The organism is Floridaenema evergladense BLCC-F167, assembly GCF_041929205.2.
GTDB lineage: Bacteria > Cyanobacteriota > Cyanobacteriia > Cyanobacteriales > Aerosakkonemataceae > Floridanema > Floridanema evergladense.
The window spans coordinates 3,597,329-3,620,272 of sequence record NZ_CM171625.1 but is presented as its reverse complement, the minus strand read 5'-3'; the positions used below and the strand labels follow the sequence as shown (position 1 = coordinate 3,620,272).

Annotated in this window: 24 protein-coding genes; 14 read left to right on the top strand and 10 right to left on the bottom strand. The window is 39.5% G+C overall.

Going from position 1 to position 22,944, the window contains the following annotated elements:
• The first annotated feature begins 81 nt into the window (after window positions 1-81).
• Genes ACE1CA_RS17635 through ACE1CA_RS17625 form a run of 3 tightly spaced genes read left to right on the top strand, consistent with a single transcriptional unit; the run spans window position 82 to window position 3,399 of the window.
• Entirely contained in the window at window positions 82-2,154 is a 2,073-nt protein-coding gene (locus ACE1CA_RS17635) for a prolyl oligopeptidase family serine peptidase (RefSeq protein WP_413281100.1), read from the top strand.
• A 3-nt stretch (window positions 2,155-2,157) separates the two neighbouring features.
• Window positions 2,158-2,592, top strand: coding sequence for an NUDIX hydrolase (locus ACE1CA_RS17630; RefSeq protein WP_486517423.1), 435 nt, complete (start codon window positions 2,158-2,160; stop codon window positions 2,590-2,592).
• Window positions 2,593-2,652: 60 nt separating this feature from the next.
• Complete coding sequence (locus tag ACE1CA_RS17625) at window positions 2,653-3,399, top strand: sterol desaturase family protein (RefSeq protein WP_413281102.1); 747 nt, start codon at window positions 2,653-2,655, stop codon at window positions 3,397-3,399.
• 8 nt (window positions 3,400-3,407) lie between these two features.
• Here ACE1CA_RS17625 and ACE1CA_RS17620 read toward each other — a convergent pair whose 3' ends face one another.
• The gene (locus ACE1CA_RS17620; RefSeq protein ID WP_413281103.1) at window positions 3,408-4,271 is read right to left on the bottom strand and encodes a DUF6671 family protein; all 864 of its coding nucleotides are present in this window, start codon (window positions 4,269-4,271) and stop codon (window positions 3,408-3,410) included.
• Window positions 4,272-4,428: 157 nt separating this feature from the next.
• Between ACE1CA_RS17620 and ACE1CA_RS17615 the strand changes: the two genes are divergently transcribed.
• Window positions 4,429-5,781, top strand: a complete 1,353-nt coding sequence (locus tag ACE1CA_RS17615) for an AAA-like domain-containing protein (protein WP_413281104.1) — start codon at window positions 4,429-4,431, stop codon at window positions 5,779-5,781.
• A 117-nt stretch (window positions 5,782-5,898) separates the two neighbouring features.
• Here the strand turns inward: ACE1CA_RS17615 and ACE1CA_RS17610 are convergent, their stop codons facing one another.
• From ACE1CA_RS17610 to ACE1CA_RS17600, 3 genes are all read right to left on the bottom strand, one after another.
• On the bottom strand, window positions 5,899-6,984 hold the full coding sequence (locus ACE1CA_RS17610; RefSeq protein ID WP_413281105.1) for an NAD(P)/FAD-dependent oxidoreductase: 1,086 nt from the start codon (window positions 6,982-6,984) through the stop codon (window positions 5,899-5,901).
• Between the two features lie 176 nt (window positions 6,985-7,160).
• The gene (gene psbQ / locus ACE1CA_RS17605) at window positions 7,161-7,613 is read right to left on the bottom strand and encodes a photosystem II protein PsbQ (RefSeq protein WP_413281106.1); all 453 of its coding nucleotides are present in this window, start codon (window positions 7,611-7,613) and stop codon (window positions 7,161-7,163) included.
• A 37-nt stretch (window positions 7,614-7,650) separates the two neighbouring features.
• On the bottom strand, window positions 7,651-8,490 hold the full coding sequence (locus tag ACE1CA_RS17600) for an alpha/beta fold hydrolase (RefSeq protein ID WP_413281107.1): 840 nt from the start codon (window positions 8,488-8,490) through the stop codon (window positions 7,651-7,653).
• A 256-nt stretch (window positions 8,491-8,746) separates the two neighbouring features.
• On the opposite strand from ACE1CA_RS17600, the gene ACE1CA_RS17595 reads away from it, so the two are divergent.
• Together ACE1CA_RS17595 and nspC are read left to right on the top strand one after the other, a co-directional pair.
• Window positions 8,747-9,946: a saccharopine dehydrogenase family protein gene (locus tag ACE1CA_RS17595; RefSeq protein WP_413281108.1), complete on the top strand. Its 1,200-nt coding sequence runs from the start codon at window positions 8,747-8,749 to the stop codon at window positions 9,944-9,946.
• Between the two features lie 5 nt (window positions 9,947-9,951).
• Window positions 9,952-11,103, top strand: a complete 1,152-nt coding sequence (nspC, locus tag ACE1CA_RS17590; RefSeq protein WP_413281109.1) for a carboxynorspermidine decarboxylase — start codon at window positions 9,952-9,954, stop codon at window positions 11,101-11,103.
• 140 nt (window positions 11,104-11,243) lie between these two features.
• On the opposite strand, the gene ACE1CA_RS17585 is transcribed toward nspC, so the two are convergent.
• Window positions 11,244-11,993 (bottom strand): metallophosphoesterase family protein, encoded by a 750-nt coding sequence (locus tag ACE1CA_RS17585; protein ID WP_413281110.1) that lies wholly within the window; start codon window positions 11,991-11,993, stop codon window positions 11,244-11,246.
• Window positions 11,994-12,113: 120 nt separating this feature from the next.
• Here ACE1CA_RS17585 and ACE1CA_RS17580 point away from each other — a divergent pair, with 120 nt between their 5' ends.
• Both ACE1CA_RS17580 and ACE1CA_RS17575 read left to right on the top strand, forming a co-directional pair.
• Window positions 12,114-12,734, top strand: a complete 621-nt coding sequence (locus ACE1CA_RS17580; protein WP_413281111.1) for a MiaE family protein — start codon at window positions 12,114-12,116, stop codon at window positions 12,732-12,734.
• Window positions 12,734-12,985: a hypothetical protein gene (locus ACE1CA_RS17575; protein WP_413281112.1), complete on the top strand. Its 252-nt coding sequence runs from the start codon at window positions 12,734-12,736 to the stop codon at window positions 12,983-12,985. The genes ACE1CA_RS17580 and ACE1CA_RS17575 overlap by 1 nt, the downstream gene beginning before the upstream one ends.
• Window positions 12,986-13,047: 62 nt before the next feature.
• Here the strand turns inward: ACE1CA_RS17575 and ACE1CA_RS17570 are convergent, their stop codons facing one another.
• Both ACE1CA_RS17570 and ACE1CA_RS17565 read right to left on the bottom strand, forming a co-directional pair.
• Window positions 13,048-13,236 (bottom strand): hypothetical protein, encoded by a 189-nt coding sequence (locus ACE1CA_RS17570; protein WP_413281113.1) that lies wholly within the window; start codon window positions 13,234-13,236, stop codon window positions 13,048-13,050.
• Window positions 13,233-13,457: a hypothetical protein gene (locus ACE1CA_RS17565; RefSeq protein WP_413281114.1), complete on the bottom strand. Its 225-nt coding sequence runs from the start codon at window positions 13,455-13,457 to the stop codon at window positions 13,233-13,235. Before ACE1CA_RS17565 ends, ACE1CA_RS17570 begins: the two co-directional genes overlap by 4 nt.
• 150 nt (window positions 13,458-13,607) lie before the next feature.
• Here ACE1CA_RS17565 and ACE1CA_RS17560 point away from each other — a divergent pair, with 150 nt between their 5' ends.
• Complete coding sequence (locus ACE1CA_RS17560) at window positions 13,608-14,117, top strand: hypothetical protein (RefSeq protein WP_413281115.1); 510 nt, start codon at window positions 13,608-13,610, stop codon at window positions 14,115-14,117.
• A 42-nt stretch (window positions 14,118-14,159) separates the two neighbouring features.
• Here the strand turns inward: ACE1CA_RS17560 and ACE1CA_RS17555 are convergent, their stop codons facing one another.
• Window positions 14,160-16,523 carry an S-layer homology domain-containing protein gene (locus ACE1CA_RS17555; protein ID WP_413281116.1) on the bottom strand — a complete coding sequence of 788 codons (2,364 nt, stop codon included), beginning with the start codon at window positions 16,521-16,523 and terminating at the stop codon, window positions 14,160-14,162.
• Between the two features lie 136 nt (window positions 16,524-16,659).
• On the opposite strand from ACE1CA_RS17555, the gene ACE1CA_RS17550 reads away from it, so the two are divergent.
• Window positions 16,660-17,550, top strand: a complete 891-nt coding sequence (locus tag ACE1CA_RS17550) for an alpha/beta fold hydrolase (protein ID WP_413281117.1) — start codon at window positions 16,660-16,662, stop codon at window positions 17,548-17,550.
• Between the two features lie 159 nt (window positions 17,551-17,709).
• On the opposite strand, the gene ebsA is transcribed toward ACE1CA_RS17550, so the two are convergent.
• Complete coding sequence (gene ebsA / locus ACE1CA_RS17545) at window positions 17,710-18,102, bottom strand: type IV pilus biogenesis protein EbsA (protein ID WP_413281118.1); 393 nt, start codon at window positions 18,100-18,102, stop codon at window positions 17,710-17,712.
• A gap of 243 nt (window positions 18,103-18,345) precedes the next feature.
• Here ebsA and ACE1CA_RS17540 point away from each other — a divergent pair, with 243 nt between their 5' ends.
• Window positions 18,346-18,579 carry a hypothetical protein gene (locus ACE1CA_RS17540; protein ID WP_413281119.1) on the top strand — a complete coding sequence of 78 codons (234 nt, stop codon included), beginning with the start codon at window positions 18,346-18,348 and terminating at the stop codon, window positions 18,577-18,579.
• A 643-nt stretch (window positions 18,580-19,222) separates the two neighbouring features.
• On the opposite strand, the gene ACE1CA_RS17535 is transcribed toward ACE1CA_RS17540, so the two are convergent.
• Window positions 19,223-20,905 (bottom strand): potassium channel family protein, encoded by a 1,683-nt coding sequence (locus ACE1CA_RS17535; RefSeq protein WP_413281120.1) that lies wholly within the window; start codon window positions 20,903-20,905, stop codon window positions 19,223-19,225.
• Window positions 20,906-21,195: 290 nt separating this feature from the next.
• Between ACE1CA_RS17535 and ACE1CA_RS17530 the strand changes: the two genes are divergently transcribed.
• The 3 genes from ACE1CA_RS17530 (at window position 21,196) to ACE1CA_RS17520 (ending at window position 22,939) form a co-directional block, all read left to right on the top strand.
• Entirely contained in the window at window positions 21,196-21,693 is a 498-nt protein-coding gene (locus ACE1CA_RS17530; protein WP_413281121.1) for a hypothetical protein, read from the top strand.
• Window positions 21,694-21,753: 60 nt separating this feature from the next.
• Window positions 21,754-22,248 carry a hypothetical protein gene (locus ACE1CA_RS17525; protein ID WP_413281122.1) on the top strand — a complete coding sequence of 165 codons (495 nt, stop codon included), beginning with the start codon at window positions 21,754-21,756 and terminating at the stop codon, window positions 22,246-22,248.
• 283 nt (window positions 22,249-22,531) lie between these two features.
• On the top strand, window positions 22,532-22,939 hold the full coding sequence (locus ACE1CA_RS17520; RefSeq protein WP_413281123.1) for a thiol-disulfide oxidoreductase DCC family protein: 408 nt from the start codon (window positions 22,532-22,534) through the stop codon (window positions 22,937-22,939).
• Window positions 22,940-22,944 lie beyond the last annotated feature (5 nt).

Sequence of the window (22,944 nt, the reverse complement as noted above, 5' to 3'; positions counted from 1 at the left end):
GAGGTTCTACCTCCATAAGCTGCAAGATCTGAGTAAAAGGTGCGTTACACTGGCGTTAACGCACCCTACATATTTCATGTTATGACTGATTCAACTTGGTCTTTTAATTATCCGAAAACCACAAAAATCGACGTAGTTGATGATTATCACGGTACGAAAGTTGCCGATCCTTATCGTTGGTTAGAAGATCCTGATTCGGATGAAACTAAAGCTTGGGTAGAAGCACAAAATCAAGTTACTTTTGGCTTTCTTAAGGAAATTCCTGTTAGGGAAAAGTTGAAGGAACGGTTGACTAAACTTTGGGATTATGAAAAATATAGCATTCCTTTTAAAAAGGGCGATCGCTATTTCTACTTTAAAAATGATGGGTTACAAAATCAAAGCGTTCTCTACACTTTAACTTCGCTTGATGGCGAACCTAAAGAACTATTAGATCCGAATAAACTTTCCACAGATGGAACAGTTGCGCTTTCGGGAATTGCTATTACTGAAGATGGCAATTTAATGGCTTATGGGTTGTCTTCTTCCGGTTCAGATTGGCAAGAATGGCAAGTGCGAAATGTGGAAACAGGGGAAGATTTACCAGACAATTTAAAATGGATTAAATTTTCTGGTGCTGCTTGGACTAATGATAATCAAGGGTTTTTCTACAGTCGCTATGATGAACCAAATGAAGCAACTAAATTAGAAGATGTTAACTATTACCAAAAACTCTTTTACCATCGGTTAGGAACTCCTCAATCAGAAGATTTGTTAATTTATCATCGTCCCGACCAAAAAGAATGGGGATTTGATAGCATTGTAACAGAAGATGGCAAATATTTAATTATTAATGTTTGGCTGGGAACCGATCCAAAAAATCTGATTTTTTACAAAGATTTAACCGATCGAAATTCTCAGGTAATCGAATTAATTAGTGAGTTTGAAGCCAGCTACGGTTTTATTGAGAATGATGGCGAAAATTTCTGGTTTCGCACTGATTTAGACGCATCAAAGGGAAAAGTAATTGGGATTAATATTAACAATCCAGCTAAGGAAAATTGGCAAGAAATTATTCCCGAAGTTGAGGAAGTTTTAGAAGGTGTAACTTTACTAAATAATCACTTTGTTGCTGAATATTTAAAAGATGCCCGCATTCAAGTTAAAATTTTTGCATTAAATGGTGAATTTGTCCGAGAAGTCCAATTACCGGGAATTGGTTCTGCGGGTGGTTTCGGTGGTAAACGTTACGACACGGAAACTTTTTACAATTTTACTAGTTTCACTTTTCCCACAATTATCTATCGCTATGACATGGTGACAGGTGAAAGTACTGTTTTTCGCAAACCAAATATTGATTTTAATCCTGAAGATTACGAAACTAAACAGGTATTTTACACCAGCAAAGATGGAACTAGAATACCAATGTTTATTACTCACAAGAAAGGTTTGGAATTAAAGGGAAATTTACCAACTTATCTTTATGGTTATGGTGGTTTTAGCGTACCTTTAACACCGAGTTTTTCTGTGGGTTTATTAGTTTGGTTGGAGTTGGGCGGAGTTTATGCTATGGCTAATTTGCGAGGTGGGGGAGAATATGGCGAAGAATGGCATTTAGCGGGAACTAAATTGCAGAAGCAAAATGTGTTTGATGATTTCATTGCGGCGGCGGAATGGTTAATAGAAAATAAGTATACTTCTTCGGCAAAATTGGCGATCGCAGGTGGTAGCAACGGCGGTTTATTAGTGGGGGCTTGTATGACGCAACGCCCCGATTTATTTGCTGCTGCTTTACCCGCTGTTGGTGTAATGGATATGCTACGTTTCTACAAGTTTACTATTGGTTGGGCGTGGTGTTCTGAGTATGGTTCGCCGGAAAATCCTGATGAGTTTGAAGTACTTTATGGTTATTCTCCGTTGCACAATTTAAAAGCTGGAACTGCTTATCCTGCTACTTTAATTACTACCGCAGATCATGACGATCGCGTAGTTCCCGCCCATAGTTTTAAGTTTGCTGCTGCATTACAAGAAGCACATAATGGCGATCGACCTGTGCTAATTCGCATTGAAACAAAAGCTGGGCATGGTGCAGGAAAACCAACTGCTAAAATAATAGAAGAAATTGCCGATCGCTGGGCTTTTTTAGTGCGAACTTTGGAGATAGAATTAACCTAAAAAATGAAACAATTTATTACACTGATGACAAATATGACTACTCCAACCATTAAGCAGTCAGCAGTAATTCCTTACCGAATTCAAGATGAACAATTAGAAATTTTGTTGGTGACTTCTTCGGGAGGTAAACGTTGGGTTATTCCCAAAGGAGGGATTGAAATGTTTATGAAACCCCACTATTCCGCTGCTAAGGAAGCTTGGGAAGAAGCGGGGGTTGTGGGTGATGTTTCTGCAACTGCAATTGGTACTTACAGTTATCAGAAATCTGGCTGTAATTTCTTAGTAGATGTGTTTTTGTTGCGGGTAACAAAGGAGTTTGATAATTGGCAGGAAGCTAAAACTAGAAAGAGAGAGTGGCTAAGTTTGAAACAGGCGATTAACCGAATTGAGGAAGCAGAATTAAAACAAATCTTGAGGGAAATTCCCTCTTACATTTGAAAAATTCGCAAGTGATTTTATTGGGAAAACTCGATTTTAAACACTAGAGGTAACGGGATAATGAATGGAAAATTGGCAGTGATTTTGGGGAGTATTTTGATTTTTGGAATTCTAGAAAATCTGTTTCCCTTTTTTACTTACAAGCAAGGTTTAATTAACCGAATGGGTACTAATTTTGGTTTGGGTGTGTTAAATGCGATCGCCGCCAGTCTAACCACAATTTGGTTATCTAAATGGTTACAAGAACACAGTTCTTGGCAAGGATTATTTCACGAGATTAAACCTATTTGGTTAGTGGGTATTTTATCAATTTTAATTTTAGATTTGTATATGTATTTTTGGCATAGATTAATGCACACTCTACCCTTAGCTTGGCGTTTTCATGCTGTACATCACACCGAAGAATCAATGAATGTTTCTACAGCTTATCGGTTTCATGCTATAGAAGTAATTGCTTCTTATTTTCCCAAAATTCTCTTGATTTGGTTCTTAGGTATTGCTATTCAACCATTAGTAATTTATGAATTAGCCTTTATTTTTGTGATTGTTTTTCATCATAGCAATTGGGCTTTGAGTTATGAGTGCGATCGGTTTTTAAGCTACTTCATTGTTACCCCTAACTATCACCGAATTCATCACTCCCAAATTGTCGAAGAAACTAACTCAAATTATGCCAGTCTTTTGACTATTTGGGATAGAATTTTTCAATCTTTACAGCATAGAAATGACCCAGAAAATATTAAATTAGGTTTGACAGAAGAACCAAAACAACTAAACTTTATCAGCTTACTTAGCCTACCTTTCTAACATTAAAGCTAAGGATTACAATACATACATTGTGCAGGATCGGCTTGTTTAATGCCATCAGGAAATAGCGTTTCTTTCTGAAAACCGCATTTTTTGCATTGATAAATAGTGGCTAAAGTTAATTGAGTAGGCATATTGCACAAAGCACAAGGTAAACCGGGTTTTCTATCAGTTATACTAAACCCAGGAAAATCACAATTTGGACAAAGGCTATTAATTTTCTCTACTAAATTAAGAGTAGCTTTGGCAATATTATTCATCCTTGTAGGATTATAAAGCGCCCGCATATCCGTTTCCAAATGTACCTTACCATTTGGTGATTTTTTCAAAAACAAACTAACAGCTTCTTCCAGGTTTTCTGGAGTTGTAATTCCCTTAATTATTTGGCTACTATCTTTTGGTATTTCTTCAAACATGACAACTAAACCATGTTCGGGAAATCCAATTTTTTGGGCAAATTCAAAAGCTTCTTCTACACTTTTAACTAATTGATGACTGTGGTTAGTTTCGGTGGAAAAATCTTCACCGATAATTTCTATGTTATGCTTTTTATCTAATAACAGAACAATTTCCCGATCGCAAGATAAATATGGTACAAAAGGATGAGGGCTAAAAGTTCCTTCACTGGCAATGGCTAAAGTTTCACCTGTGATATTTAATGCTTGTTCAGCTTTTAATTTAGCTGCTTCAATTTGAGTTCCTAACCGTTTAACTTCTCTGGTAAATGTGCCAAATTTATCGCTATCAAAGTTTGAGGGAACGATCGCTTTTACTCCCAATTCTCTTTCCAAAATTGGTGAGATTACCTGTTCTTTTTTGTGCATGGTAGCTATTACGGCTGTGCGATCGGCAAACAACGATCCATTCTTCATATTTTTTGCGTATTATTTCACCTAGATTAAAATTTTATTAAATTATATCACTTAACTTAAAGTAAGCAATATGTATCCTTCAAAAGAAAGATTCATTATCTATAATTTAGTTTAAAATGTTGAATTAGTGCGATTTTAGCTGCATCCGGTTAATGTTATGTCATGGAAGAGTTTTTTGAGAGATATAGCCGATCGCTATGGACTTTCTGGAACAGAGAGAGATATTTTTATTGAACGTTTTAATGAATATAATTTCGAGAAAAATGAAACAGAAATTACTGCTGATTTGCAGAGAAATCTTAGAATAAATATAGATGAAGCTGCTTATAAAAAACAGTTACGGGGAATTTATAATAGATTTATTCAAAATCAGGAAAACCCAGAAGGTTGTCCAGATCTTGATTATAAAGGGCCAAACAAATATAAAAAATTACTAGCTTGGCTAGAAGCAAAATACGAACAGGGATCGGTTTCAGAAACTCCTCAACCTTTGCCAAAACCCAACTATCCCAACATAGCAGAACCGCTAAACTCGCCTTTTTATATTGAACGTTTGGCGATCGCAAAACCCATATATCAACAAGTATTGCAACCTGGGGGTTTAATTAGAATTAAAGCAGCTAATCAATTTGGTAAAACATCTTTGTTACTCAGAGTTTTAGGTCATGCTGCGACTAAAGGCTGTCAAACAGTACAATTAAACTTTTGGTCAGACGCAAAAACAAATGATTTTGAAACATTAGATAAATTGCTGCGTTGGCTATGTGTAAATATTAGTCGTCAATTGCATTTAAAACCAAAATTAGATGCTGATTGGAATGAAAATGTTGACAGTAAAACCTACTGTACAGTATATTTACAAAACCATGTTTTATCAGCAATTAATAGTCCTTTGGTTTTAGGTTTAGATGAAATCGATCGCGTTTTCTACCATCGCCAAATTGCCGATGATTTTCTGTCCCTACTGCGAGAATGGTATGAACAATCTCAACAACTACCTATTTGGAAAAAACTACGTTTAGTCTTGACTTACTCCACAGAATTATATATTAGTTTAGATAAGCAAAAATCTCCTTTTGCAGTAGGATTAGAAATAAAAATTACCGAATTTACAGTTAAAGAAGTGCAAACTTTAGCTGATTTACATAATCTTTGTTGGAAACCTAAAGAAGTCAAACAATTAATGACAATAGTGGGAGGACATCCTTATTTAGTACGATTAGCTTTTTACCATTTAACCCGTCAAAAAATTAATTTAGATCAGCTATTATCAGAAACAACTAGTAGAACAGGAATTTACAGCGAACATCTCAAATATTTGTTAGATTATTTAGACGATCGTCCCGAATTAAGAACCGCAATGAGAAAGGTTTTAAAGAGCGATAAAGGAGTACAATTAGACATCACCCGTGCCAATAAATTAGAAGCTTTAGGTTTAGTAAAAATCCAAGGCAGTAAAGTGATTCCTAGCTGTCAATTGTACCGCGATTATTTTCGCGATCGTCTTTAGGGTGCAAGGAAACAATCAGGATTTAATGATTTACATGATAATCAGGATTAATTAAGAAATCTGGTAAATTCTGGCAACTTTCCCAGTCCCCAGTCCCCAGTCCCCAGTCCCCAGTCCCTAATCACTAATAGCAGAACGAATTGCTTGGGCTGTTGCAGGTGCTAATAAAATGCCATTACGATAATGACCAGTTGCTAAAAGAATGTTGTTATAACCGGGTAAATTACCAATAACTGGTGCTGGTCTTCCTTCGGGGCGGGGGCGCAAACCAACCCATGATTTAATAATAGTAGCATTGGCTAAAGCTGGGCAAAGTGCGATCGCCTCCTCTCGCACCAATTCCAATCTACTAGCATCTGGTTCCACCTGATAACCATCAACCGGAAATTCTACCGTTGCACCTACCCAATAATCTCCTCCGCCCAGAGGTACAATATGCACATCATTGCCCGTAATTGCAGGTTGAAAATCGGGATTTCCTACAGGATGATCTAATCTTAAATGTAAAGCTTGACCTAGAACTGGTCTAATATCAATTTGATGTAAAAGCGATTTAGTTAATAACGTAGAACCTAAACCAGATGCTAACACCAACCAATCACATTCTAAATTCCCATTTTGCGTTTTTACCTGCCAACCCGTTGATGTTGATAAAGGTTCTATTCCCGAAACATCAACACCAAACTGAAAATTTACGCCGTTTTTTGTTGCTGCATCTACTAAAGCTAAAGTTAAAGCAGTTGGATCGATTTGTCTATCTTGAGGCGAATAAACTCCAGCAATTACTCTTTCTAAATTCAACTGCGGACAATTAGCTTTTACCTTCTCCAAATCCCAAATTTCTAAACTAAAACCTTGAGAATGACGAATTTCTGCTAACTCTTCCCAACTTGCCAAATTTTCCCCTTCCAAACATAGCAAAAGAATTCCTTGACGATTAAAAGGAATTTTTCGCCCTAAACTTTTTTCTAATTCGGGAATCAAAGTTTCATAACGTTGCATACTACTTTGGCGCAGTTGCCAAGCACTACCTTTAATTTTGTGACTAATAATGCCCATCAACACGCCCAAGGCTGCACTCGTTGCACCTTGCGCTGGTGATTTTTGTTCTAAAACAGTGACATTTAACTCAGGAAATAAACTGAGTTCGTAGGCAATTGTTGCCCCAATAATTCCGCACCCAATGATTGCAACTTTGACCATAACTTTGAAAATTGGTAATTGGTAATACTCAGATTTTGCACCAAGAGGCGGAGCCTCTATTACTCGTTCCCAGGTTGAACCGGGGAACGAGTTTTAGGAGGTTCTACCTCCCCTGCTGTCAGATCTGAAATAGTTGTTCCGACTACCCAGTACTTACTACTCAACTAAACGATCGCTTATGCTTGAGGAGTTAGTTCTAAGAACGATCGCAACTCCCGCTGAACAACACCAAAATTGCGGATAGCCTTTTGGTAATCACGACTATCAGCAGCTTCATCAATTAAGATCAACCCTTCAATTAACTCCTTGGAAGTTTCACGGGCTTTTGTCTTTTCTTGGGGTAGCAAATTGCGTTCCACAAAACTCAATTTTGACCGCAACTCACCCAAAGGCCCCCGAATAAAATTCTTGACAAAAGTCCAATCTTCATCTTGGATTAACTTAGCTAATTCCGGCAGTCGTTCCTGAATTTTTGTCAAGTCAGAAGCATACTGCTGAATTTGCTCAATTTGTGCCGGAGTGTAAGTAGGTGGCTTAGTTGCTGTAGGAGTTCCACCGCAGCTAACGAGAACAGTCGCCACAAACGCCAGAATTATTGCCAGAATAGACCGATGACTTGTCTTGAACATTTTTTTGCAAACTTACCAAAATACATCCTTAAAAATATTAGCGGCGCAGAAACCCAATTAGTACATCACTAACTTTTTCTGACCAATGTTCTTGAGGATAATGCCCCGCTTCCTCTATTGTGACTAATTCTGCATTCGGCATCTCAGCTTTTAGCTGTTCGGCACAAGAAACAGGCAACCAAGGGTCTTTCATTCCCCAAACAATTAAAGTTGGCTGTTGCCACTGCTTTAATCCAGAGGTAATTTCTGCGCCTATTTCGGTTAATTGCAGGTTTCTCACCGTTGCCAACAAACTTCGACCCGCATCGGAACTTTTCAAGAAAGGACGGCGATAGACATCTAAATCTGCGTCTGAGAGGTTATAACAACTGCCACCTTCCAAAGTTCGATCGACCAACAAAGGGTCTTGGGTCAGCATATCACCCAGAAAGGGCAATCCCAACTGTTGCAATTTCCAAGGTAACTTAGCTTCTGGGGAAACAGGAGCACCGACAATTGCCAAACGTTCTATTTTTTCAGGATGACGCAAGGCGTATTGAATGCCCACAGAACCCAAAAATCCTTGGACAACCAAAGAAAATCTTTCTAATTCTAGAGTCTCGATGAATTCAGTTAAAGCTTGAATAAAAGCATCGGGTGTGTAAGCAAAATCTCGACGGTCTGGTTTAGCCGACAAACCAAAACCGATCCAATCTGGGGCAATACTGGGATATCCCTTATCAGCTAATGCTGGCATTACCTCCGTCCAACTATAACTTTGGGACGGTATACCATGTAACAGCAATACTGGCAGTTTATCACTTCTGCCCAAGGGTTTTGCTTCCCGATAAAACCACTTCAGGGAACTTACTTCGATTGTCTCTTCGTTCGTGGTCACTCGATCGATCCTATTGCAGCTAGATGTTGTCTGAGCTTACCTGACAACGGGACAGGGGGACAAGGGGAGTTTTGAGTTTTAAGTTTTGAATTGAGAGATTTTAAGTTAAGAAGTTTTTTTGCTCCCCTTGTCCCCTTGTCCCCCCATCTGTTTAATTTCTTTGATGACAATGAAGTAGCCCTGCCTTCTCCCCTGCTCCGAGACTCATCTAAAATATGGTACGATGAGGCTTGGATTGCGCCAGAGGGACAAAGCTATGGCACGATTGATGATAGTGGGAGCAGGTGGAGTAGGTAACGTTGTGGCACACAAGGCGGCTGTGCAAGAAGAGTTTTCCGAGATTCTTCTGGCGAGTCGAACGATCGAGAAATGCGATCACATTGCCAAACGCATTGGCTCCAAGAAGTTACAAACAGCTACTTTAGATGCAGATGATATAAACAATACTATTAAACTACTTAAAGAATTTCGCCCGGATATTCTCATTAATGTGGCACTTCCTTATCAAGATTTAGTGTTAATGGATGCCTGTCTGGAAGTAGGAGTTAACTATCTCGATACAGCAAATTATGAGCCTCCTGATTTGGCGAAATTTGAGTATAGTTGGCAGTGGAAATATCACGATCGCTACAAGGAAGCTGGACTTACGGCTATTTTAGGATGTGGTTTCGATCCGGGAGTGACGGGAGTTTTTACCGCTTATGCTCTCAAGCACCACTTTGATGAAATTCACTACCTAGATATTGTTGATTGCAATGCGGGAAATCATGGGCAAGCATTTGCTACGAATTTTAACCCAGAGATAAATATACGAGAAATTACTCAAGTCGGTAGGTATTATGAAAATGGTGAATGGATAGAAGTTCCCCCACTTTCGATTCATCGTCCAATTCCTTATCCAGAAATAGGTGAAAAAGAGTCCTATCTTCTTTATCACGAAGAATTAGAATCGTTAGTTAAACATATTCCTACTCTGAAAAGAGCGCGGTTTTGGATGACGTTTTCTCAGAGTTATATTACTCATCTTCAAGTACTGGAAAATCTTGGTCTGACGCGCATCGATCCTGTGGATTATGAAGGAACTAAAATAGTCCCGTTGAAGTTCTTAAAAACTTTGCTTCCCGAACCTTCTTCTTTAGCCGCAAATTATACTGGACAAACTTCGATCGGTTGTCATATTCGGGGATTGAAGAATGGAAAAAATAGAAATTATTACATATATAATAATTGCGATCACAGCAAAGCTTATCAAGAAGTTGGCGGACAGGCAATTTCTTATACTACTGGTGTTCCCGCTGTAATCGGTGCATTAATGGTGGTTAATGGAATTTGGAAAAAACCAGGAGTGTTTAATGTGGAGCAGTGCGATCCCGATCCGTTTATGGAACTGCTTGGATCTCTTGGATTACCTTGGTATGAAATAATCGATCGACCATCACCGTTTGAGGAAAATTAAGGCTTGTGGAGACGAAAGATTCAGTTTTAGCGAGTATCCCATCACCTTGTTTTGTCTTAGAAGAAGCACGTTTGTTGCAGAATCTGGCGATTTTTGAGCGAGTGCAAAAAGAAGCACCTGTAAAAGTGCTTTTGGCACTGAAGGCGTTCTCGCTGTTTCATAGTTTTCCCTCGATCCGCAAGACTCTTCCAGGTGCCTCAGCTAGTTCGGTTTGGGAAGTGCAACTGGCAGCGGAGGAGTTTGGCGGGGAGATTCATGTCTATTCTCCCGCTTATCGGGAAGAGGATTTGCTGAAGATTCTCGGTTATGCTTCTCATGTAACATTTAATTCTATTAGTCAGTGGGAAAGATTTAGAACAGCGATCGATCGATCTCCGTTTTCGCCATCAGTAGGTTTGCGAATTAACCCCCAATATTCACCAGTGCAAACAGCGCTGTATAATCCTTGTCAACCATCAACTCGTCTTGGTGTTTCTTCAGAGCATTTTGGTAATATTTTACCGCCGGGAATAGAGGGTTTTTTGTCTCACAATTTATGTGAAAGCGATTCTTATGCGTTGGAAAAAACGCTTTTACATATAGAAGATTTGTTTGGACATTTGCTACCGCAGCTAAAGTGGTTAAATCTTGGCGGCGGACACTTAATGACTCATAAAAACTATAATGTTGCACACGCGATCGAAGTTTTGCAGTCATTTCACGATCGTTATCCTCATATTGAATTAATCTTAGAACCGGGTTCTGCAATTACTTGGGAAACTGGATTTTTACTCAGTACAGTTCAAGATTTAATTCCCACTTCTGAGGTAATTAATGTAATGTTGGATGTGTCCTTTACTGCTCATACTCCTGATTGTTTGGAAATGCCTTATAAACCTGTAATTCGCGGCGCATCGGAACCAAAACCGGGAGAAAAGGTGTATCGGATGGGTGGTTCAAGTTGTTTAGCAGGGGATTTTCTTGGTGATTACGGATTTGCTGAAGAGTTATCGGTGAGCGATCGAATCATTTTTGAGGATATGATGCACTACACGATGGTAAAAACGACAATGTTTAACGGTGTGGTTCATCCTGCGATCGGTATACTCAAGAAAAACGGCACTTTCGAGATCTGGCGACAGTTTTCTTATCAAGATTATCGATCGAGAATGGGGTAACTCAAATCTTGCACCAAGAGGCAGAGCCTCCGTTTTTCGTTCCCAGGTTCAACCTGGGAACGAGAATCTGTGAGGTTCTACCTCCCCATCTCCCCATCTCCCCATCTCCCCATCTCCCCATCTCCCCATCTCCCCTGCCTTCACTTGCGCGGTAAAACTAATTCTGGTTCTACTTTGGTGATGGCGTTTTCTAGGGGTAGGGTACGGAGAGTTTCGTCAAAGACGTTGACTTGATACACCAGAGAATTGGTAATATCTAATGCTGTTAGCCAGCCGCTTTTGCGGTGATATGCACCTGTGTCGATATCTAACCAACCTTGTCCTTGGGCGATTTTTCCGGGAGGAACGTTGGGTAAGGTAAAGGTGATGGTGTGTCCGGTGATGATTAGTTTGTCGGGAAAATAGGGTTTTGTTGTACTATGAAATTCGTCCCGAATCCAACAAAATTGATCGATCGTTTGTTCCTCTAAGGGCATTTCTGGATGTACGCCTGCATGAACTAACCAAACATCGCCTAAGTCTAAATATGCTGGTAGAGTTCGCATCCATTCTATATGTTCGGATAAAATTGAGATTCCTTCTTGGCGATAACTGGCGATCGTACTATGTCCGCCACTATATAACCAAATTTGCATGATTGCTTGTTGGTTTTCCCGGTTGGCGAAGCTGTCTAGTAATAGTTGCTCATGATTACCCAAAAGGCAATAAAATGGACTAGCTTGAACAAAATCGACTACCTGAAAACTTTGGGGGCCTCGATCGATCAAGTCTCCTAGAAAATATACCTCATCTTCTGAGCTAGGGGCGATCGCCTCTAACAAAGTCATGAGTGCATTATAGTGACCATGAACATCACCGATAACAATCCGACGATAAATACTTGTTTTCATTTAGCTTTCTATAGCAAAATCTTTAACTAAAACTTCAAATTTGCGGTTGAGGCTACCCTGACTGCACAACCAAGAATTTTGTAACTATTACAACACCCTATTACTTTAATTATGCCCCTAATGACTCCTGACTGGCTAGATACTAATTCATTCCCGTTGCCCAGAATTAATGTTTTGAAACAACCGACTCGTGATGAGTGGGTGGAACAAGCAATTAGTAATCTTAATGTAATTTTACTAGATCATTCCCATTGCGAACGGAAAGCTGCTGGAGTAGCGTTAAATTTAATGTTTCGCTATCCTTCTAATACTAAAATGGTTCGGATGCTGACTGCGATCGCCAAGGAAGAACTAGAACACTTTGAGTTAGTCAATCAATGGTTAGAAAGACGGCAAATTCCTTTGCGTCAGTTAGCTTCGCCTCCTTATGGTGCCTCTTTAAATAAGCAAATCCGTAAAGATGAACCTTGGCGCTTTTTGGATTCTTTGTTAGTTTGTGGTTTAATTGAAGCCCGGAGTCACGAAAGATTGGGTTTGTTGGCTACTCACTGTCCCGACCCTGAATTAGCTAAATTTTACCACAGTTTGATGGCTTCGGAAGCAAGACATTACGGAATTTATTGGATTTTAGCGGATACTTATTTCGATCGTTCTCAGGTAAATCAGCGGTTGGAAGAGTTAGCTATTATCGAAAGTGAAATTTTATCAACTTTGCATCCTGAACCAAGAATTCACAGCTAATGAAGGGTTATTATCAAGAGTTTTTAATTCGTGATTGGCAAGAGTGCGATCGCAATAATGCTGCCAATATTCTCCATTCTATTTTAACAGAATACGGTTTACCTTGGCTACCCACAGCAGCGGATAACGATGTAATTCAAGTTGAAGATGTTTTAAAGGAAGCTGTAAAATTGTATGAAAGTAGCGGTTATCAACCTGCTTCCGGTGTGGAAACCCCAAGGTGCGATCGAATTTATGTGAAATATTTATAATAGTAACGAGTTGGTATATCTAGCCTAAATTTCGGTTTTATTTATGGCAAATTTAACTTATTTTAGTTGGCTGAACGTTTATATTTTTCCTGCAAGCGTTCTAATTTTTGCCGACGAATTTCTGCTTCTGTAATAGCAATTAATTCATCAAGCTTTATTCCGAATAAATCGAGTTGACGTTGGCTTTCACGTAATAACTCAATATTCCGCTTTCTTGTCTGTTCATCAGGAATTCTAGATTGTTCATTCATGGCAAATTCCAACTTCTTTTAACTTCATGAATACTTGCTTGGCAAGCGTCACGAGCAGCTTGTCCCTGTTGTATACCTTGTTCTAATAAACTTAACATATCAGCAGGAGCAGTTGGTTGAATTTCCAAAATTCTCAATAACAGCGTGTTTAGGCGAGAATAGCGTGCTGTAAGTTTTTCTCTAGCACTATAAAGTTCTTCTAAATTAGGAATTTTTGCCATATAACTTGAAGTTAACGGTAAATTTATAATATTATATAATAGCCATTAAATGATAGTTATTATAGTCTAACAACATTTTGCAACATTTTTCTCTCTCTTTCTTTCCTCTGCGTCCTCTGTGTCTGAAACGGTTCATAAAAAGGAGTATTTATGTCAACAATCATTTGGGAACAAGGTAGCAACAACCCGGAAAATGCCGATAATTTTGCTATTATCAAACAATGGGTTGCTAATCTCAATGGCAAAGAAATTCTTTGGAAACAGCGATTACTTCCTCCTAATGGTGATGTGCGAGAAATTGACTGGGAAGCGCAACGTTTTGATGAAAAATTTATTATATTTAATTCTGAGATTCGCGGTATTACTTTTTATTGGCAAAAACCTGATTCACCCCAAGAACGCAACACCACACCTGCTAAATTAGAGTTAGATACCCTAAAACAACAATTGTATGTTTATCTGCAATCACAAAAAGATGTGGTGATTCGGTTAGCTTTACTGGAAAGAGTTTATCAAAAATTTCAGATGATTAATCCCCAGGTAGAAGTTAACAGATTGGGTGAAAATTATGTATTGATTATCCGGGATGAGAAACAACAAATAGAAGTGAAAGTGGCTTTGACACCCGAAAAAATTACTCAGTTAAAAGAACAAATTTAGCTTACCGACTTCTTGAAGAAGTCGGTAAGCTGAACAGCAGTTTTAAGACCTAGAATTGTTAGTAGAAGGTTTTACTGCTGGAGTCCTTCTAGTTCGATTAGTATTAGAAGGTTCTACCGTAGTAGTGCGCCTAGTGCGAGAAGTATTACCTTTATCGGGATTTGAATGTCTGAGAGACTGAGTTTGTCTGCCACTATTGTTATTAGCTGGTTGTCTAGTAGGAGCAGCTTGTCTTTTTTGGATAGTAGTTTCTCCAACTACATAAGGTGAAGAGATATCAGCTACTTCTCCGGTACTTACTAAGGCGCGATAAATTAGTGCTGCAACTTCGGCTCTGGTGGCTGCTCGTTGGGGGTTTAAAGAGCGAACAATGGGATAATTTACTACAATATTTCGTTCTGTGACTGCGGCTATTAAAGTACGATCGCCCTTGGGAATACTAGCACCATCGGTGTAGACACGCAAAGTTCTTTCCGTAGCGACAGTCGGAGCATAATTCAACCCTTTAGCTAAAGCTACCAAAACATCTAAGCGAGTAATCTTTTCTTCCGGGCGAAAATTTCCCCGACTATCAGCATCTAAAAAGCCCATTTCGTAAGCTTCTTTAATAGCTGGATATGCCCAATAATTAGCATTCACATCCTTGAGAGCAGCAACTTCCCGCTTTTTATCTTGATTAAAAGCGCCAGTAATAATGATGGCAAACTCTGCCCTAGTTAAAGATGCTGTTGGGCGATATAAACCATCGGGATAACCTTGAATCACTCCTTTTTCAGCCAATTTACTAATAAATTTTCTTGCCCAATAATTTGCAGGTACATCGGGAAAACTTGCTTGAATTTCGGCGTTATTTGGTTGAGTATTAGTGCGAGTTTGTTCGCCAGTTTGGGGAGTTGTCGGTTGAGTGGAACTTGTAGGTTGCTCGGAATTTGTCGGTTGAGTGGAACTTGGGGTTTGAGTGGAACTTGTTGCTGTTTCTGAATTCAAATTAAAAGTAGATTCATTATTACTTGCCACATTGGTAATTGGTTTTTGTGAACCGGGAACAGCAGTAATACTTGCGGGTAAATTAGTCGAAAAAACTTTAATTTCTGTACCTGTACTACCCCTAACTGCGCTGGGAAAAACTCCGGTTTCTGGTGGAATTGGTAATCCAGCAACTTGATACCAAGTTTTGTCGATTCCTTGGGTATTTCTGAGGAAAACTGCACTTTCTTGACTTGGTGTGATGCCAGTGATATTAGTGTAGAAATCGTAAGAATTTGCACCTCGATCGATCGCAGCATTTTCGTCAACATCTAAACCGTAAACAGTGCGAACGATGCGCGAAACTAAGGGACGATTGCCAAGAATAATGTTAACTGAGGATCTTTGGGGTAAAACTTCAAATTCGCTAAACCCAATCAGGCGATTCTGATAATTATACAAGCGAATGACAACGCGATCGCCCGGATTTACCCCCCCAACAAACTTCGCCCTTTGATTCACTTGATAGCGGTAATCTCCCATGTATCTTTCACTGGCAAAATTGCTATCTTTCGACATCACAGAAAGACGGGCAATCACCTCGGATAAATTAGCCGCAGGTTGCCAAATTGCGATGCTAAATTCTCCCGTACCTTTAGCAGAAGTTGGCTGACTTACTGTAGTAGTTTGCCTTGGCGTGCGGGTTTGCGTAGTTGTTTGAGTGGTTCGACGATTGTTGTTAATTGCAGTTTGCCCTTGTGTTGGCGCAGCAGTCTGACGACGTACAGTAGTAGTAGTTTGCCGTTGCGTGCGAGTTGCAGTTCCTCCAGAAGTGCGAGTACTGGTGGTAGTTTGAGTAGTTTGGCGACGGCTACTAGTGTTAGTTTGCCGTTCCGTTGGTGTAGCCGCTGACTCAGATTCTGTAGACGCAGCCTGACTATTGGCAATATTCTGAGTAGCAATGGCATCCAACTTCACCAAAGAACCAGACATATTACTGCGATAAACCCAGCGTTGAGTTGCACTTGCCACTACCACTTCCCAACCCGGAACTTTCCCTTCCGCGCAAGGAACTCCAGGGCTACTAATTCCCAAACAACCATTCGCCCAAGTTTGCTGTTTTGCTTCCACAATCTTTAAAGCAGAAGGTTCTATCCCCGTCTGTTGGGACAAATTTTGAATTACTGCATCGCTAACCGCTGGGGGAACTAGGGATTGATTAATTACCCTTACTCTTCTCCTAGTGGGTTTTTGTCCTAAAATTAATCGATCTGCTGCCGAATTTTCACTAATCCGTTGTTCTTGGTTAATTTTCTCTGCTATTTGATTCCTAACTACTGACAGCCTGCTTTCTTGTGCATTGGCGGCTGTTTGAATAACTACCAAACTGGCAGAAGCAAAAACCAATCTGCCCAGTAAAGCTAAAAAACCTCGATTCATGATTCTCCTCTGCCACACTTAGACAAAACTGGTTGAGTTTAATTCCTTAAGTAAATGTTCCTGAATATAATCACTGGAAATCCAGACATAATATCATATAAGAGATAATACTTTACGAAACTTTATACATATCCAGGTGACAACTCAGCAGTTAACGAAAGCCAACCAGTTAGAAAAACTCTTCTGGGATTGGCAAGGCTACAAAATACAATACACTGTAATGGGAAGCGGTCGTCCGCTGTTACTGTTACATGGTTTTGGTGCTTCTATTGGACATTGGCGACAAAATATTCCCGCATTAGCCGCAGGTGGTTATCGAGTTTTTGCCTTGGATTTATTGGGGTTTGGTGGTTCAGATAAACCAGCACTCAACTACAATTTGGAACTTTGGCAAGATTTAGTGAAAGATTTCCACGCTTCGCATATTCAGGAGCCTACCATTTTTGTAGGAAATTCGATCGGAGCTTTACTCAGCTTAATGGTAGTAGCAAATCATCCCGAAATTGCTGCTGGTGCTGTATTAATTAATTGTGCAGGAGGATTAAATCATCGCCCAGATGAATTAAATTTACCTTTGCGCTTCGTCATGGGAACTTTTACTAAGTTAGTAAGTTCGCCTGTTTTTGGCCCTTTCATATTCAATATGATTCGCCAAAAACATCGAATTCGCAACACTTTAAAGCAGGTTTATATCAACACTGATGCCATCACAGATGAATTAGTTGATATGCTTTACGAACCTTCCTGTGATGTGGGTGCCCAACAGGTTTTTGCTTCAATTTTGACAGCACCTCCCGGCCCAAGTCCTGTAGAATTGTTGCCAAAAGTTCAGCATCCTTTGTTAGTGCTTTGGGGCGAAAAAGACCCTTGGACACCAATCAAAGGGGCAGGAATTTATCAGAAATTAAGTGAAAATGGGCAGACTTTAAAGTTTATTCCCATTCCCAATACGGGGCATTGTCCTCATGATGAAAAGCCAGAACTTGTCAATCAATTAATGTTAGATTGGTTGGCTGAGTTGAAGTAGACAGGGGACTGGGGAAAAGAAGTGCGGGGATGGGGGGAGTTGAAGAGGTGGGGGGGTGGGGAGGTAGGGGGATGGGGGGAATTTCTAGCTCCAGATTTCTCCCCATCTCCCCATCTCCCCATCTCCCCATTGCCTCTACCCCTGGAGCCCCTCTGCCGATTATTTGACTTGTTTAACTTGCAGTAATCTGTAATAAAAGGATTTGGAGAAGTCCTTGATATTATCCCTTTGAAAGTTGAGAATTAGTTCAATTAGACAATTGACGAATTCAAAAGCAGCGATCGTAACTTCATAACTATACTCCGGGTTCCGGTCAAATTGTATCCGGCAACGAGTTAAGTCCGCTGGTAAAATGTGGTCATTCACAGACCAAGTTGCCACAAAAGGAATATTGTCACTGCCCATAATCTGACGTTCTCCTTCCAAGTAACCCCTTTGGTAAAGATTGAGTGCCCAAGGAAGGATGTTACGTTTATTAGTATGGTAGTAAGGAAGAAAAATGTTAACGATATTTGGTTGGGCTGGTTTCAGTTCTTCAAGTAATTGTGTCATGCTCCGTTTTTTGCTCGCTTACAGAGATAAATAACCTGTCGATAAGACTAATTAACAGAAAAGTACTTACCGCAATTTACATTATGTCTGACTTTACAATACTTATGTAGAAATAGAAATAGCATAAAACACTCTACTTAAATACTAAGTGAAAACTGTTCGTACTTTTATCCTCTTTTGGACAGATGAAACACAGTTTTGCTTGAGTCAATGTGGTATTGAAAACGAGTCGAGGTAAAAGTTATGGCTGTTAATAGCGATTCACAAGTCATCAGTAATCTAGAATATGATTTGCTGACTGTATTGCAAAACAAATCGGAAGCGATTAAGGCTTATGAAACATACATAAAAGATGCTGAAAACATCGGATCTCAACCTTGCGCGGAATTGTTTAAGAAGTTGCTAGAGTCAGATATGCAACAGGCGCAGGAAATTCGCCATCACCTCCAAGAAGTCATGCAGAAAGGAAAAATGTAACTTAATATACTGGACTAGTTATGTATAAATAGTCTGACTAGTCCATCGTATTTACTTAAACAAAGTAATTGACAAGTTGATGTTCTGTAGTGGGCAATATTACTGTAATTGAGAGGGAAAAATAATTACTCTCAAAAGAAGTTACAGTTGAGAGATTGACAAAATTCAAAAACTGTGAAACTATCTCTGTTTCTAGAATACAGATAGTTATCGGATTAAGCTAATTGAAAGTTTATTGCAAATTAATCTCAGTAATTAATTATTTTAGGGATTATATTTGAATAGTTAACACGAAAAATGTAGCTGATTTATAAGTTATATGGAAACGCTCTTTGAAAAGTTAGACTACATTTTTGTTACTTTAATCATGGGGACTGAGAGGCAGAAAAAGTATTATGGAATAACGACCCCTAGATGATAGATGCCTTATGAAAGCTGATGGATGGGTAAAATTTTTTTAATCCTAAACCATCAGCTTCCCCTTTTCTAGATAAATTTGGCTATTTTAAAAGGATTTGGTAGAGGAATCATCATCAGGATTAAAAATCAATAGGGTGTGTCGATCGACGCTGAGGCTATGTAAGTGAAGATAAGGTAGCAGCTATATAAAAAGCTGCTTTTTTTATTAATGTTTCTCTGCTGTTTAACTAACTAAAAGTTGAGATGGATGTCGCCATAGCTGTTCTAATTCTGTAGCAGGTATTGTTAAATAGAGAATATCTCCAACGGTTAAGGCTGTTTCTAATAAATTCCATCCATGAATTGTTTGAGTTTTAGTTTCTAGATATAAAGGAACAAAATCAGCTGTCATAGCTGCTTCTTTGACTCGTTTACCGCAAAAAGGATGGGCGGAAGTGATGGTGGTGGCGAGGGCAACCCAGAGAGTATTTCCTGTCATGCCGTTGCCTAAAATTCTGCCTCCTAAAGCGGCAGCAGCAAAGGCAGGGGCAGCTAATTCAGTAGGACTAAATACGGCTTCAAATTCAAATACTTGTTGGACTGTGGAAGCAAATTGAGGGTCTTGATTTCGCACTATTACGGGTAGTTTGGAGTTAATTCCTTTCGCACTTAAGGCAATTTCTAAGTTGGTGATATCGTTGCTGGTGACTGCTAGTAAGGCATTGGCTTTGTTGATGTTAGCTTCTTTTAAACTGGCGGATAAACTACCGTCTCCATGAATTACGGGTACACCTATGGAACGGATGGTATTTAAAAACCGATTGTTGGGGTCTTTTTCAATCACAACAACTTCATGTCCTTGGGAATGGAGTTGATTAGCTATTTGCATTCCAATGTCACCAAGTCCACAAATGATGAAGTGATTTTTGGTGGGAACTTGGGCGGCATCCCAAAATTGTTTGAGGCGAGTTCCTAAGACGAAATCGTTGAGTAGGGCGTAAAATATACCGACGATCGCAGCACCAATTAGCATCATAATTACGGTGAAAAATTTAATCGCTTCTGGGGCGTTTTCGGTGACTTTTTCGTTACCTCCAGCACCTGTAATCATGCCTGCGGAAAAGTACAAGGCATCGGTGAGAGTAATTTTTAAGTCGGTGAAAACGTATGTGGTGGTGGCAAAGAATAGGGTGATGAGGAGGATAAGGGAAACTATGGCTAATGCTTGTCCATGTTGTTGAAATCGACGGAGGTTGGTGAGGAATTTAATTAGTTTTTGAATTTTGGATTGGCGATGGTTGCGGATGCTGGGTTTGGTGCCTATAATTAGTCGATCGCCAACTTGCAAAGTTTGCCCGTAAATTACCGCAGAAACTAAGTCTATTTGACCTTTGATAGGCAAATAATAGATTAACATTCGGGAGCGATCGTCCCAAAGTTCGCTTAATTTCTTGCCTTTCCAATGGTGAAATTCGTGGATACATTCTTCATGAATGGGCCAAGTTTGATTGAAGAGGCGCAGTTGTCCAATGGCACGATTTCCTAATGCGGCAAAGGCAAAGACGGGGGCGACTAAGGCGGCGACGCTAATGGTAAAGTGATCGGGTAAGATTTTGTCTAGGCGATCGCCTAAACTAGTATTGAATAAGCGGTTAATAATCCGAATTTGCGGATTCAAAACTCTGGCTTGGGTGAGAATAGCTAAGTTTAAAGCTTCATCACTTGCAGCTAAAACTAAAGTATCTGCTTCATGTATTCCGGCTGAAATTAAAGTAGAAGCTGCTCGTAAATCTCCAACAATTATTGAGCTTTCATCAGCGATCGGTTGATGATGAACTCCGATTACAGATGATCCTTGTTGCTTTAATAAGGTGTATATTTTATAGCCAGCTGAACTCAAGCCACAGACAATAATCCGGGTTTTCATAGACTTGACCTATTAACAAAGCTTGAAAAGCTATTCTCTAATACAAGAAGGTAGAGGGCTGACAGAAGGCAGAAGGTTCGATCGGCTTTTAAGTTCAGCTTTTTACCTGTTTTTAACTGCTCATCATTATCTGCGACACTCTACTAGATAAAATCTTATTTTCCATCTATGTAGCGCTGGATTTTGTAGCTGAAAACACCATAAACTATTTTTATAACTTAAAATTAATGAAACTTAGCTAAATATTTTGCGTCTATATCATTAACTGAGTGACATACTTAGGAAGATTTATGAGCAAATTAATTCGATTTACTACTAGTTTAGGTATATTTGCGACGTTATTGATGGCAATTCCGGGATTCACACAAAGCCAATCTACGCCGCTAGTGATTCCAAGAACTTTACCGAATGAAAGTTTTATGGTAAATCGTACTTCGGGAACTTGTCCGCAAAGTATTGGTATTTGGACTGCTACGCGCCAATACGAAGGAGGTGGTGAGTTTACTGTAATTGCTAATACTTTGGCGATCGCTAGTCGCGCTAGTTTAGTGCGTTCCAATAAGAAGTCTGCGGAATTTTCTGCACGGTTAAAAAGTAATTTCGCTTCCTGTGTGGGTACAGCTACTTCTCAGGATGAAACTTTAAATCTTTATAGGTTTCGGTTGCAAAATGGAAATGTAATTTTCCGCGTGCAATTGCCTAAAGATACTCCTAGTAATCCTTCGGAAATCATGATGAAAAATGTTATTTCTGGTCAACCTGCGGTGCGCTGGGCGATCGCTGATTAATAGCAGATTATTTTTCAAATTTTTCAGTTCAAAATAATAGATCAAGAGTTAGGAAAGACTATGAAAAGCTTCACAACTTTAACTTTAAGCCTGGGTATTTTATCTGTTTTGTTGGCAGCTAATCCAGGGATTACACAAAATTCCCAAAGTTCTGCACCGAGAATTCCTAGTAATTCGCCAAATACAACTATTAATGTGACTAAGCGATCGGGAAATTGCCCTAGTAACATAAAACTTTGGACTTCGTTTCGGAGTTATGAAGGTGGAGGCGAACATACAGTTATTGCTGATACTGGTGCGATCGCTAATGCTGCTAGATTAAATAACTCTGGGGCTAAGTTTGTGGAATTCACTGCACCTCTAAAATCGGAATTTGCTTCTTGTGTGGGAGAAGCTACTTCTGTTGAAGAACCTATATATAGTTTTCGATTTAACAAGAAAAATGTGATTTTTCGGATGGATCTTTCTCCTGTTCCTGGTGAAAGGTTAACTAGAATTTCTTATAAAGGTGTAGTTTCTTCGCGTCCGGCAATTAAATGGGCGATCTCTGATTAGGGCAGCAGAGGAGACTCAGATATTGCACTAAGAGGCAGAGCCTCCTTTGTTCGTTCCCAGGTTCAACCTGGGAACGAGGATCTGGGAGGTGGAACCTCCAGGAGTGCCAGATCTGAGGAGAGGTACCTATCTTTTGCTGGAGTGACGATCGCTACTGCAACAATGGCGATCGCATGATAAGCATACCAGGAAAGCCTTTGTTGTTTAGTTAGATTACTGTCTAAATTTTTGTTAATCTAAAAAGAGAAAGTTTATTTATGTTAGTAAACAGCTAGTTAATTTAATGAGTTACTACGTTATTTACGACGGCAATTGTAATCTTTGTGTCACGTTGGTACAAGTTTTGGAAAACCTAGATCGGGGTCAGATGTTTCGCTATACTCCAATGCAGGATTTAGAAACCTTAAATCAATTTGGCATTACTTCCCAAGATTGTGAAATGGGAATGATTTTGATAGATGCTAATGCGCCGGAAAGACGCTGGCAAGGAAGTGAGGCAGCGGAAGAAATAGGACGTTTGTTACCTGCGGGAAATGGTTTTGTTGAGGTTTATCGGGCGTTACCAGGAGTGAAGTGGGTGGGCGATCGCATTTACGAACAAGTGCGCGACAACCGTTATACTATTTTTGGCAAACGTGATACTACTTACCAATCTGGATATCCGATCGGTTGTCGGGGACTGAGGGACTAGGGACT

Bases quoted from the DNA above. Each gene is read 5' to 3' on its own strand.
- ACE1CA_RS17615 (WP_413281104.1), top strand. From the start codon at position 4,429: ATGTCATGGAAGAGTTTTTTGAGAGATATAGCCGATCGCTATGGACTT.
- ACE1CA_RS17530 (WP_413281121.1), top strand. From the start codon at position 21,196: ATGAGCAAATTAATTCGATTTACTACTAGTTTAGGTATATTTGCGACG.
- ACE1CA_RS17625 (WP_413281102.1), top strand. From the start codon at position 2,653: ATGAATGGAAAATTGGCAGTGATTTTGGGGAGTATTTTGATTTTTGGA.
- ACE1CA_RS17555 (WP_413281116.1), bottom strand. From the start codon at position 16,523: ATGAATCGAGGTTTTTTAGCTTTACTGGGCAGATTGGTTTTTGCTTCT.
- ACE1CA_RS17620 (WP_413281103.1), bottom strand. From the start codon at position 4,271: ATGAAGAATGGATCGTTGTTTGCCGATCGCACAGCCGTAATAGCTACC.
- ACE1CA_RS17560 (WP_413281115.1), top strand. From the start codon at position 13,608: ATGTCAACAATCATTTGGGAACAAGGTAGCAACAACCCGGAAAATGCC.
- ACE1CA_RS17580 (WP_413281111.1), top strand. From the start codon at position 12,114: ATGACTCCTGACTGGCTAGATACTAATTCATTCCCGTTGCCCAGAATT.
- ACE1CA_RS17520 (WP_413281123.1), top strand. From the start codon at position 22,532: ATGAGTTACTACGTTATTTACGACGGCAATTGTAATCTTTGTGTCACG.
- ACE1CA_RS17595 (WP_413281108.1), top strand. From the start codon at position 8,747: ATGGCACGATTGATGATAGTGGGAGCAGGTGGAGTAGGTAACGTTGTG.
- ACE1CA_RS17570 (WP_413281113.1), bottom strand. From the start codon at position 13,236: ATGAATGAACAATCTAGAATTCCTGATGAACAGACAAGAAAGCGGAAT.
- psbQ (WP_413281106.1), bottom strand. From the start codon at position 7,613: ATGTTCAAGACAAGTCATCGGTCTATTCTGGCAATAATTCTGGCGTTT.
- ACE1CA_RS17630 (WP_486517423.1), top strand. From the start codon at position 2,158: ATGAAACAATTTATTACACTGATGACAAATATGACTACTCCAACCATT.
- ACE1CA_RS17575 (WP_413281112.1), top strand. From the start codon at position 12,734: ATGAAGGGTTATTATCAAGAGTTTTTAATTCGTGATTGGCAAGAGTGC.
- ACE1CA_RS17635 (WP_413281100.1), top strand. From the start codon at position 82: ATGACTGATTCAACTTGGTCTTTTAATTATCCGAAAACCACAAAAATC.
- ACE1CA_RS17540 (WP_413281119.1), top strand. From the start codon at position 18,346: ATGGCTGTTAATAGCGATTCACAAGTCATCAGTAATCTAGAATATGAT.
- ACE1CA_RS17565 (WP_413281114.1), bottom strand. From the start codon at position 13,457: ATGGCAAAAATTCCTAATTTAGAAGAACTTTATAGTGCTAGAGAAAAA.
- ACE1CA_RS17610 (WP_413281105.1), bottom strand. From the start codon at position 6,984: ATGGTCAAAGTTGCAATCATTGGGTGCGGAATTATTGGGGCAACAATT.
- ebsA (WP_413281118.1), bottom strand. From the start codon at position 18,102: ATGACACAATTACTTGAAGAACTGAAACCAGCCCAACCAAATATCGTT.
- ACE1CA_RS17525 (WP_413281122.1), top strand. From the start codon at position 21,754: ATGAAAAGCTTCACAACTTTAACTTTAAGCCTGGGTATTTTATCTGTT.
- ACE1CA_RS17585 (WP_413281110.1), bottom strand. From the start codon at position 11,993: ATGAAAACAAGTATTTATCGTCGGATTGTTATCGGTGATGTTCATGGT.
- ACE1CA_RS17535 (WP_413281120.1), bottom strand. From the start codon at position 20,905: ATGAAAACCCGGATTATTGTCTGTGGCTTGAGTTCAGCTGGCTATAAA.